1 protein-coding gene is annotated in these 763 nt (G+C 63.7%); it reads right to left on the minus strand.

Annotated elements, in window-relative coordinates:
- On the minus strand, nucleotides 1–763 hold a 763-nt coding region (locus ACEWMW_RS14475), incomplete at both ends, for a hypothetical protein (protein ID WP_409414670.1).

Consider the following 763-nt stretch of genomic DNA (forward strand, 5'->3'; position numbering starts at 1 on the left):
ATAGCCCTGCTCACCGCCATGGGTGGCGATATTGCCGCCGATGGTGAAGCGCTTGTCCGGCAGGGCGATTGCGCTGCCGAGCGCAGCAGCAGCCGCGATCCCGCCGCGCATCGATTGGTCGAGATCGGAAAGCTGGAAGCTGAGCGCATCGACGCGGCTGGTGAGCGCCGAGACATCGCTCGACAGCGCGTTGAACTGCGCATCGGAGACCGCAGCAATATAGCGCATTGAGTTGCCGAGGCTTGCGACCGTTTGCGCTGATGCAAGCGCGCTGCCTTTGCCAAGCGTACCGCTGTCATCGACGGTGACCGCATAGAGCTGGCCTGACTGCGCTGCGGTAGAGGCATCGATATCGCCGATCGCAACGCTGGAACCTGCTCCGCCCAGCATGACCTGGTCGTTGAGGCTGGTGTTCGCACCCACCCCGATAGCCGTTGCGCGGGCATTGTCGGCCACTGCCTGCTTGCCGATCGCCAGTGCGTCGGCCTGCGTCGCCTGCGCCTGGTAACCAACCGCCACGCTGAACTGGGCAGCACCGCTGGTCAGCGCCAGATTGCCCAGCGCAACTGAGCCATAGCCCGTGGCCACGGCGCTATCGCCGACTGCCGTTGCCCGAGCGGTATTGGCGATCGCGGAGTAACCGACAGAAGTCGTTCGCGAAGAATTGGCCTGCGCTTGGTATCCAAACGCACTCGCCTGCGTCGAACCGGTCGCAGAAGCCTGATAACCCACTGCCGTATTGAAAGTACCAGAAGCGCTGGTC

It is taken from the genome of Litorerythrobacter xanthomarinus (genome assembly GCF_046254955.1).
Lineage (GTDB): Bacteria > Pseudomonadota > Alphaproteobacteria > Sphingomonadales > Sphingomonadaceae > Qipengyuania_C.